The sequence below is a fragment of the Streptomyces omiyaensis genome (genome assembly GCF_014650895.1).
Classification (GTDB): Bacteria; Actinomycetota; Actinomycetes; order Streptomycetales; family Streptomycetaceae; genus Streptomyces; species Streptomyces omiyaensis.
Genome location: NZ_BMVV01000045.1, coordinates 18,769 through 27,871 on the forward strand (window position 1 = coordinate 18,769; position 9,103 = coordinate 27,871).

Consider the following 9,103-nt stretch of genomic DNA (forward strand, 5'->3'; position numbering starts at 1 on the left):
GATCACGCCCGGGACGACACCGCTCGCGCCGGGGCGGATCCGGTGCCGCGGAGCCGGGCGCCGAGGACGGCGACGGTGCGCGGGTTCTCGCCGGCGACGGTGGCCCGGACGGCGGGGACACCGTCGTCCGGGCGGGCGCACACGCCGCCCGGCGCGGCGGCACCCCGCCCGACACGCACGGCCCTCGTCCCTCCGAGCACCTCGACGATGACGGTTCGATCCCCAACTCCTTTGCGGAAAAGGGAATTTGTTCGGCAATTCGGAAGTCGAAAGCCTGCCCGGACCTATAGTTGAGCCGATCAAGCTTCGACTCTACGGGGGATCATTCATGCGTGCAGTCAAGTCGGCGGTGGTCGCAGTGGCGACTGCGGCGGCAACCCTTGCCGGTGTCACGACGGCTTCGGCCGCCGCGCCCGCGTACAACGAGCGTTCCACGTATCTGGTGCGGGACCCGCACCCCTCCATGGCCACCTCGTGCACGTCCAGGAGCATCTACCTCGCCGCGGGCGACTACTCCTGGAAGACGTACAACAGCCTGTCGCTCTACGATCCGGCCAGCCGGAACATCTACCTCGCCGCGGGTACCTACACCTGGCAGGACTGTCTTGTTCCGCAGAACCTCGATTACCGCCACACCAGCACGCTGAGCTACTGGGGCGGTTCCGCGTCGATCGCGACCGACGACTATCTTGCCGCGACCAACCAGGCCACCTGGGGATCCGTGCTCACGCCGTTGTTCTGACCCCTCCGTCACCGGGGGTGACGCGGCGGTGGGGAAGACCGGCCGGTCTTCCCCACCGCCGCGTCCGCATCGAAGGCGGACGGCCCCGCCGTACGCGCGAACGGGAGGCCGGGGTGGAGGGGAGCGGCCCGAGACGGCGGGCCGGAAGCCCTCGTCGGACCGATCCGCCCGCCCTCACCCGCGTACACATCGCAACCGTCCCACCGCCATCGGCTGCCACCCGCCACCTGCCACCCGCCACCTCACGCACGGCCCTCGCCGTCGAGGAGCGCCCGCCACCGCTCCAGCTCCGCGAGCGTCCCCCGGACCTCGGCGTGGTCACGGCCGCCGTGGACGCGGGCCTCGTCTTCGGCGAGCTCCCGCAACGCGTTCACCGCGCCCGCCGGGTCGCCGCCCCGCCCGGTGTGCACCGCCCACTGGAACCGGGCCAGCAGGGTACGGGGATGGTCGGGTCCGAGAACGTCGGCACGCGCGGCGACGAGTTCGGTGTAGGCGGCCACCGCCCCGGCTGGATCGCCCGCTCGCCCGCTCCAGCCGGCGAGGTTGCCGCGGGTGACGAGGGTGTAGGGGTGGTCGGGACCGAGGACGCGGAGACAGTCGGTGACGAGCTCGGTGTAGGCGGCCGCGGCCCCGGCCGGGTCGCCGGCTTCACCGCGCCAGTGGGCGAGGTTGTGGCGGGTGACGAGGGTGTCGGGATGGTCGGGTCCGAGGACGCGGAGCTGGTCGGTGAGCAGCTCGGCGAAGGCGGCCACGGCCCCGTCCGCGTCACCGGCTTCGCCCCGCCAGCCCGCGAGGCTGTTGCGGGTGACGAGGGTGTCGGGATGGTCGGGACCGAGAGTGCGGAGCTGGTCGGTGAGGAGTTCGCCGTAGGCGGCCGCGGCGCCGGCCGGGTCACCGGCCCGACCGCGCCAGTGGGCGAGGTTGTGGCGGGTCATGAGGGTGTCGAGGTGGTCGGGTCCCAGGACGCGGAGCCGGTCGGTGAGCAGCTCGGCGAAGGCGGCCGCGGCGCCGGCCGCGTCGCCGGCCTCACCGCGCCAACGAGCCAGGTGGCCCCGCGTGGTGAGGGTGTCGGGGTGATCGGCTCCCAGGGCGCGGAGCTGGTCGGTGAGCAGCTCGGCGAAGGCGGCCGCGGACCCGTCCGCGTCGCCGGCCTCACCGCGCCAACGAGCCCGGTTGCCGCGGGTGACGAGGACGTCGAGGTGGTCGGGTCCGAGGATGCGGACCTGGTCGGTGAGGAGTTCGGAGCAGACATCTGCCGCCCCGGCCGGGTCGCCGGCTTCGCCGAGCCATCGGGCGAGGTTGCCGCGGGCGGCGAGCGTGTCCATGTGGTCGGGTCCGAGAAGCCGGTGTGCGGTGGTGTGCAGGTGCTGGTAGTGGTCCCGTGCGGCGGCGGCCTGTCCGGCTTCGCCGAGTGTGGTGCCGGCGCGGAAGAGGACGGCGTGCAGACCGCCGTCGCCGGGGTCCCGCAGGACGCTGTGGGCGGCAAGGGAAGCGGTGGCGGCCCGGTAGTGCCCGCTGCCGGGGGCCTCCTGCTCGGGCCAGGTCCCCAGGAGCGCGTCGGCGGCGACCGCCGCGAGCCGGTCGGTCTCTCCCGGGGCGCGCGTCTCCCGAAGCGTGCGCTGGAGGACCTGGTGGGTGCGCAGGGTGTGGTGCGGGGTGATGTCGGTCAGGTGGAGCCGGTGCAGGACCCGTAGCGCCCGCCTCACGTCCCGCTCGGTCACCACCCGGCCGGGAGCCGGTGCCCCGGCGTCCCGCGCCTGCTGGAGGTGCTGCCGGAGCGCCGGTGCCGCGGTGATGCCGTCAGGTGTGTCGTTGGGGTCGAGGACCGCCAGGACGTGCAGGAGGGGCCGGGCGAGTCCGGCGGGGGCGAGGGTGTCGGCGTAGTCGATGGACAGGGTCCAGGCGGCGGTGACGATATGGGCCTGCCGGTCGGGGAGCCCGTCGATCCCGGGCAGCGCCTCGCCCAGTGACACCTCGGCGAGCTCGGCGCGGTACTCGTCGAGAGCGAGGCCGTTCCTGCGGATGTAGCTGGCGGCCTGGGCGAGCGCGAGGGGGAGGTGTCCGAAGTCGTCGGCGAGCTGCCGCAGTTCGGCGTCGCTCGGGTCGATGCCGGTGCCGGCCAGGCGCCGGCGCAGGTAGTGGACGGCTTCGCCGGGAGTGAAGAGGCCGACGCCGATCTGCCGGCGCCCCTCGGTGAGCGCGGCGTCCCGGTTGCGGGTGGTGACGAGGGTGCGTCCGGTGGGGGTGATGGGCGGCCACAGGGCACGGAGCACTCCGGCGTCGGTGACGTCGTCGAGGACGACGAGCCAGCGTGTGGGGGTGGTCTGGAGCCAGGTGAGGAACCCCTGGGCCGCCTGGTCGGCATCGTCGCCGACAGCGACGGGAACCCCGGCCCGGCTGAGTTCCCGGCCTGCCTGCGCGTAGGCGGCGGTGATGGTGGTGGCGTTGGTGGCGGTGATCCAGAGCAGCAGGTCGACGGCCGCGACGGCGTCCGCCGTGGAAGCGGGCACGCGGCCGGCCGGGACCGGGAATCCGCTGGCGTGCCGGACCTGCTGGACGTGGTGGACGGCGAGCTGGGTCTTTCCCACCCCGCCGAGTCCGGTGACGACGGCCGCCGCATCACGGGCGACGGCGGGCGTGTCGGCCTGGATCGTGGCGTCGCCGTAGGCCAGCGCCGTGGCGAGCCGGTCGACGGCGTCACGGTGCTGGTAGGCGGTGGCGAGCTCGGGAACGGTGCCGAACTGCCGCGGCCACACGGCTGTGGCCCCTTCACCGGCGGGGGCGGTGACGTCGTCGGCGGTGTGCCGGGTGCCGGGGAACCCGTGCCCGGCCAGCACCGCGGTGAACCCCGGGTCGTCGAGGAGCGGATGGACGGGCTCGGCGACGAGACGCCGCTCGCCCATCCCGGCGCCGTACTCCACGGCGACGCCGACGAGGTGGCCGCCGGTGAAGACGGCGGCGCCGGAGGCACCGGCCCAGGGCCGGTCCTCCTGCCGCTCGGCGGCGGGCCAGACCTTGCAGTCGAGGACCCAGCGCCGGCCGGCGGTGGTCAGCGGGGCGAGCTCACCGCGGAGGTTCTCGTACTGGGCGGCCCCGCCCGGGCTGGTGGAGAACGCCGGGATCCCGATCCCGCGATAGTTCAAGGGGGCATCGCCCTGGGGCCGGCCCCACCGCACGGCCGGGGTCAGCCCCAGATCGGCGTCCTCGTCCAGGAGCAGCAGCGCGACATCCGGCACGCCGGGGCTGTCGGGGTCGGCGTCGGCGGCCGGCCAGAGGACCGTCGCGGTGCGCTCGTGGACTCCGGTGTTCGGGCGGAGGGCGCGGGGGTGGCCGACCCAGACGGTCGCACCGGACGCCCGGACCCCCTTGTCGTGGACCACGTGAAGGGCGGTCAGCACGAGCCGCGGGCCGATGAGATACCCCGACCCCGAACCGCCCACCGGCTCGTCGGGCCTGATGTAGGCCGCCCTGCACGCGTCCACCGTCCGTCGCCCCCGCCACCCCTTGCGTCCTCTGGCCGGTCGTCCGGGTCAGGCGTCCCCACCGGGCGCGGCATCGGCCCCCGGCTGCCCGCCGGGCACATGGCTCCGGCGGATGCGAGGGGGCTGTCCGCCGAGCGCCTCGTCGCGGACGTTCAGCGTCAGGGTCAGCGTCTGCCGCTGGACGACCCCGCCCCCGCCCCCGGCCTCCACACCGCCCTTGGTGCCGAACGCCCCGACCTCGACGTTCACCTTGCCGCCGGCGTCCTTGCTGAACTCCACCTCCAGGCACAGCTCGGCCTGCTCGACCTCGAACGTGAACTGCTCGTTCGGGCTGCTGTCCGCGGCCTTGTACAGCTCGCTGCGCAACTCCGCCAGCGCCTCGGACAACGTCACCTTCGCCACGGCTTCCCCCTCCACCACCTGCACGCCCGTGTGCACGATCGGTCCGGAGCGCAGTTTCCCCGACGGCACCTCACCCGCGCAGGGGAACCGCGAAACCCCCGACCACACCACCGCGACCGCTCCGCCGGTGCGTCCGACGGCCCGCGCGGTGGGCCGTGCCCCCCCAGGGGGTGGCGAAGATGTGCCGCGGGCGCTCTGTCGGCGTGCGGGAAAGCGGGTATGTACGGGAGGACTGCTGCATCGAGGGGGACGCATGTCGCACACACCGGATCCCGCGGTACCCGAACCGGCGGGAGAGGAGGAGCCCTGGCTGAGCGTGCGCGCGGTCACCGCGCTGTGGCCGGTGCGCAAGGACTGGGTGCCGAGTGTCGCCCATCTCGCGGACGTCCGTGTCCGCCGCTCCGGCGGGGAGAGCCGGGGCACCTACGGGGCGGCACCGACCATCTACCACTTCCACCCCGAGGACGTGCGCAGGGCCGCGCAGGACATCACCGAAGGCCGTGTCGACATCCCGACCGTCTACCGCACCGACACCCCCGACGGCCGCCGGGCGGAGTTCTGGAACAGACTGCTGTTCCGCGTCCTGGGCACGATCCTGCTCGCGATGACGGCCGCTTCGATCCTCGGGATCCTGTTCGTGATCGGCTTCGTCCTGACGGTGGAGTGAACACCGGCTGACGGTGGAGCGATCACCAGGACCCCGGCCGGGGGACAGCGGGGCCGACCCCACCCGCTGCGGTGCCGAGCTGCGGCTGTGCCGTCGCGGTCTCGGTCCGAGGCGGTCCGAGGCGGTTCGAGGCGGTGCGGGGCGTGCGGCCGGACCCCAACAGGCCCGGAACTTCGCACCGTTGGCCTCTTCGCCGTAGGGTCTGCTGCCGAGGGGGAGACCCTCGCTCGGCGGGGGAGGGGAACCATGGAGATCTATGCCCACTGGCTCGACGGTGAGCATCTGCGCGGGTCCGGATGGGATCCGCGGGACACCTCACCGGCCGTCATGCTCAAGATCCAGGCCCTGCTGGGGCACACGGTGGTGCTGAGCGACGTACAGCTCATCGACAGCCACGCGATACAGGCGCTGTTCGAGACGGAGGACTTCCGGTCCTTCGTGCGCGGCTGCCCGTCGTTCCTGCGCTGCACCACCGCCGCTCCGGCCGGCAGCACCCCCTTCGACCTGGTCACCACCGGCCTGCACCGCGCCCTGGAGCCCGGCTGGCTCTCGTCCTCGTTCGACACCGCGGAGCCCCTGGTCAGGCTCTCCGAAACCGTCCTCGAGCGCGGAGAGGCGAATCCCGGGCCGCTGTTCGCACGGGGTACCGCCCTGGGCGCACGGTACGAGGAGGGCGGGGCGGTCCGGCGCAGGCTGGAGGCCGTGGCCTGGACCCTGCACCACTTCTCCCGCGAGGCGGGAGTGCCGCTGGGCACGAGCGCCGTGACGCGCCCCTGCTCGTACCGCGACGTGCTGGAGGAAGTGGCGGAGCTGCCGGGGCTCCCCGGCCACGACTACGCCCCGGTGGAACGCACCCTGGCCTATCTCGACGAGCACGTGGAGCCGTCGGACCGGCACCGCAGGTCCGTGCTCCTCGCCCGGCTCGACCAGACGGACCCGCCCCACAGGACGGCGATGTGGAACACCGCGACGCAGGCCTGGAACGCGGCGGTGCAGCGGACGCTGGGCACCGACGGGGCGTCCCCGCGGTCGCTCCCGGAAGCGGCCGACATCGGGCTCTACCTCGGGCGTCCGACGGACGCGCTCTTCGAGCCCGCCGGCCCCGGGGCCGCGGCCCCCGCGGACCACGGGATGGACCCCGGCAGCCTGGCGGCGGTCGCCGGACTGGGCTGGCAGGACATCGCCAAGATCCATCAGGACGAGGCCGTGACCCGTCGGCGCGACGCCTTCCAGGCGGCGCTGCGCGCCGGGGACGCGGCGGCGGCCGACGACGCGCTCCCCGCACTGCTCCGGGCGGTCCGGCGCAAGCTGCCGGCCTCCGGGGACCGGCCCGGACGGCTCGCCTGGGCAGCGGCCGAGACGGGCCTCGGACTCGCCGGCGCGGGGCTGGCGCTCGGCACCGGCGAGGCCCTCGGCCTGGTGGGACCCGCGCTGGCGTTCGGCATGGCGGCCGAGCGACTGCTCCGGGGCGGCCGCGACCGCTCGCACATCGTCAACACGCTGATGACGGCGGGCGGAAGAGGGACCTGGGCCCGGCGCGGCGAAGCCTGACGGGGCACCGGACGACGGGAGCCCGCCGACGCCCCGGCCGAGTACGACGACCGGCCCCCCCCGCCCGCGCGGGGCCGGACCTCGGCCAGGTCGTCCCGGACCGGCGGCGCCGGAACGCCCCCGCTCGCGAGACGACCGGGCGCGCCTCCGACCGCGGGGGCCGGCCGCGGCCGGAACAGCCCCTGGCACCCGGCCGGCCACCGCACCGGAACACCCCCGCTCGCGCGGGGACCGCGCCTTTGCGCGCCAGGTGGTCCCGGGCCCGGCCTGCGTCGTCGCGAAGCGTCCGTACGTCGACCAGCCGTGCCCACCGGGGCGTTCCGCCCCTCCCCGGCCCTGGCCGCTCATGCGCGAGCGGCGTCGACCAGCCACCCCCCACAGCCTTCAGCCTGCGCCGGCGCACGAGGGATCTGAGTAGTACTCCTCACGCGCCTCAAGCCGATCCGCCCCAGCATGGAACCCCCATCGACATGGCGGAGCCGATCCGCCCGGGAGGGAGCACCCATGCGGGACAGCCGCCTCCGCACCTTTCTCCGGCTCGCGTTCGCCAACCCGGCCTCACTGGTCTACCTCGGCCTGGTGGCCGTGGCGGCGCTGCCGATGGCGCACGCCTCCCTCACCGGCGACCGGAGCTTCGCAGCGCTCTGGATGCTCATGATCACCGCACCCACCAGCACGCTTCTGCTCCTCCCCGACTTCGCGGACGGCGACTCGGCCCCGGCGGCCGGATACTTCCTCGCCGCACTGGCCCTCTCCGCGCTCCTCCACTCCTTCCTCCTCGGCCTCGCCCACAGGACCCTGCGACGGACACCGGGGCAGCGGACCGGGCCGCTGCCGCCGGACCGCACGCCCGGCGGGGCGGACGACGGCACCACCAGCGGCCGATGACCGATCCGATCGCGTCCGGACACCGCACCGGAACCCCGTGGCCGCACCCGTGTGACCGACCCGCCCCGCCCCGACCCGGCATGGTGGACCCGTGTGGACCCGTGACGCACCCCGGCCCAGCCCTACCCTCAAGGCCCTGGTGCGCGGGTTCGGCGGCCCTTGCCTGAAACGCCGAAGCACGCGCTCCGGAACGCGGCTCAGCTGTCCGCGAGCCGAAAGCGCAGACAGACCAGCATCGTGTCCTGGCCCACCGGAGTGCCGACAGAGCTCCAGAAGAGCGAATGCCCGCTCTTCCATTCCTCCAGCGACGCGTCTCCCTCTCCTTCGGACACGGCGTGATCCCACGCCACGTCCGCGAAGGCGGCGAGTCGCACGCCGGTGACCTCGACCGTGGCGATGCGATGGCCGTCATTGCCGAGGAGTCCCAGACGCTCGCCCACGAACTCCAGCCCCTCGGTCTCCTCCACGTACTCCGCCAGCAGCCCCGTCGTCGCCGTCTTTTTACCCGCGAGCACAAGGGCGTTGAGCCGATCCCGCAGCTCCCCCCGCGTGCCCAGCTCCAGGGCCCGCATCCCGTCGACACGTGGCCACATGAGCCGCACCACCCTCCATTCCCGGCCCACCCGTTCCTCGTGAACCGGCAGTGTCCTCCAGTACCGGGTATCACAGACGGCTCCGCCCCGGCACGCTCGACCCGCGTCCTCCGGTCAGCCCGCCTCCTCGACCCCACCGATCCCCGCCGCACCCTCGACACCGCCTGCACGCGGACATGCCGTTCGCCGACCTGGAGCCGGTCGAGCTGTGGCCCGTCCCGCACGAGTCCGCAGCGGACGCGTGACCGGCGTACCGGCATCCGCTCGGACCGGCCCGGCCCCGCTCGGGCCCCGGCGCCTCCTGCGGAACGCCCGCCCAGACCTCTGTAGGCCCGACGCCGGTGGCCCTGCCGATGCCGAGCAGCAGCACTTGTTCACCGGCCCCAGCGGCGACGGGGGCCTCCTGGTGAGCGGGATGGGGTCAGGAGAGGTGGTCGTGGGCCGGGAGGCCGGTCAGGGCGGGGCTGGTGACGCGGGTGGCGAAGGGCTGGTGGAGGTCGCCGGTGCCGGCGTAGAAGTAGGCGGTCTTGTTCGGGCCGTACGCGAACAGGTCGGGGCGGCCGTCGTAGTTGGCGTCGCCGATGCCGAGGGTGTCGGTGTAGGCGTTCCAGCCGCCGCCGATCTGCCTGCGGGCGGTGAAGGTGCCGTCGCCCTTGCCGAGGTAGAGCCAGAGGACGCCGTTCTTGTCGCGGGCGATCAGGTCGCCGGCGGGGGCGCCGCCGATGTTGCCGGTGGCGGTGATCTGGTTGTAGGCGGTCCAGCCGCCGGTGCCGATCTT

9 protein-coding genes are annotated in these 9,103 nt (G+C 74.1%); 4 read left to right on the forward strand and 5 right to left on the reverse strand.

The annotated features are described in order from the left end of the window. Positions 1-2: 2 nt before the first annotated feature. Positions 3-179, reverse strand: a complete 177-nt coding sequence (locus IE287_RS36425) for a hypothetical protein (protein ID WP_189853706.1) — start codon at positions 177-179, stop codon at positions 3-5. A 149-nt stretch (positions 180-328) separates the two neighbouring features. Here IE287_RS36425 and IE287_RS36430 point away from each other — a divergent pair, with 149 nt between their 5' ends. Then, positions 329-742 (forward strand): hypothetical protein, encoded by a 414-nt coding sequence (locus IE287_RS36430; protein ID WP_189853707.1) that lies wholly within the window; start codon positions 329-331, stop codon positions 740-742. A 242-nt stretch (positions 743-984) separates the two neighbouring features. Here the strand turns inward: IE287_RS36430 and IE287_RS36435 are convergent, their stop codons facing one another. Both IE287_RS36435 and IE287_RS36440 read right to left on the reverse strand, forming a co-directional pair. Then, a complete protein-coding gene (locus IE287_RS36435; RefSeq protein ID WP_189853708.1) occupies positions 985-4,140 on the reverse strand; it encodes a tetratricopeptide repeat protein in 3,156 nt (1,051 codons plus the stop codon). Positions 4,141-4,272: 132 nt separating this feature from the next. Beyond that, positions 4,273-4,626: a trypco2 family protein gene (locus IE287_RS36440; protein ID WP_189853709.1), complete on the reverse strand. Its 354-nt coding sequence runs from the start codon at positions 4,624-4,626 to the stop codon at positions 4,273-4,275. 253 nt (positions 4,627-4,879) lie between these two features. Between IE287_RS36440 and IE287_RS36445 the strand changes: the two genes are divergently transcribed. From IE287_RS36445 to IE287_RS36455, 3 genes are all read left to right on the forward strand, one after another. After that, the gene (locus IE287_RS36445) at positions 4,880-5,293 is read left to right on the forward strand and encodes a hypothetical protein (protein ID WP_189853710.1); all 414 of its coding nucleotides are present in this window, start codon (positions 4,880-4,882) and stop codon (positions 5,291-5,293) included. 246 nt (positions 5,294-5,539) lie between these two features. Next, positions 5,540-6,844, forward strand: coding sequence for a hypothetical protein (locus IE287_RS36450; protein ID WP_189853711.1), 1,305 nt, complete (start codon positions 5,540-5,542; stop codon positions 6,842-6,844). Positions 6,845-7,348: 504 nt separating this feature from the next. After that, complete coding sequence (locus IE287_RS36455) at positions 7,349-7,732, forward strand: SCO4225 family membrane protein (RefSeq protein ID WP_189853712.1); 384 nt, start codon at positions 7,349-7,351, stop codon at positions 7,730-7,732. Positions 7,733-7,929: 197 nt separating this feature from the next. On the opposite strand, the gene IE287_RS36460 is transcribed toward IE287_RS36455, so the two are convergent. Both IE287_RS36460 and IE287_RS36465 read right to left on the reverse strand, forming a co-directional pair. Further along, complete coding sequence (locus tag IE287_RS36460; RefSeq protein WP_229883975.1) at positions 7,930-8,337, reverse strand: ASCH domain-containing protein; 408 nt, start codon at positions 8,335-8,337, stop codon at positions 7,930-7,932. 409 nt (positions 8,338-8,746) lie between these two features. Continuing rightward, positions 8,747-9,103: FG-GAP repeat domain-containing protein (locus IE287_RS36465; protein ID WP_189853713.1), on the reverse strand; the 357-nt coding region annotated here is incomplete at its 5' end.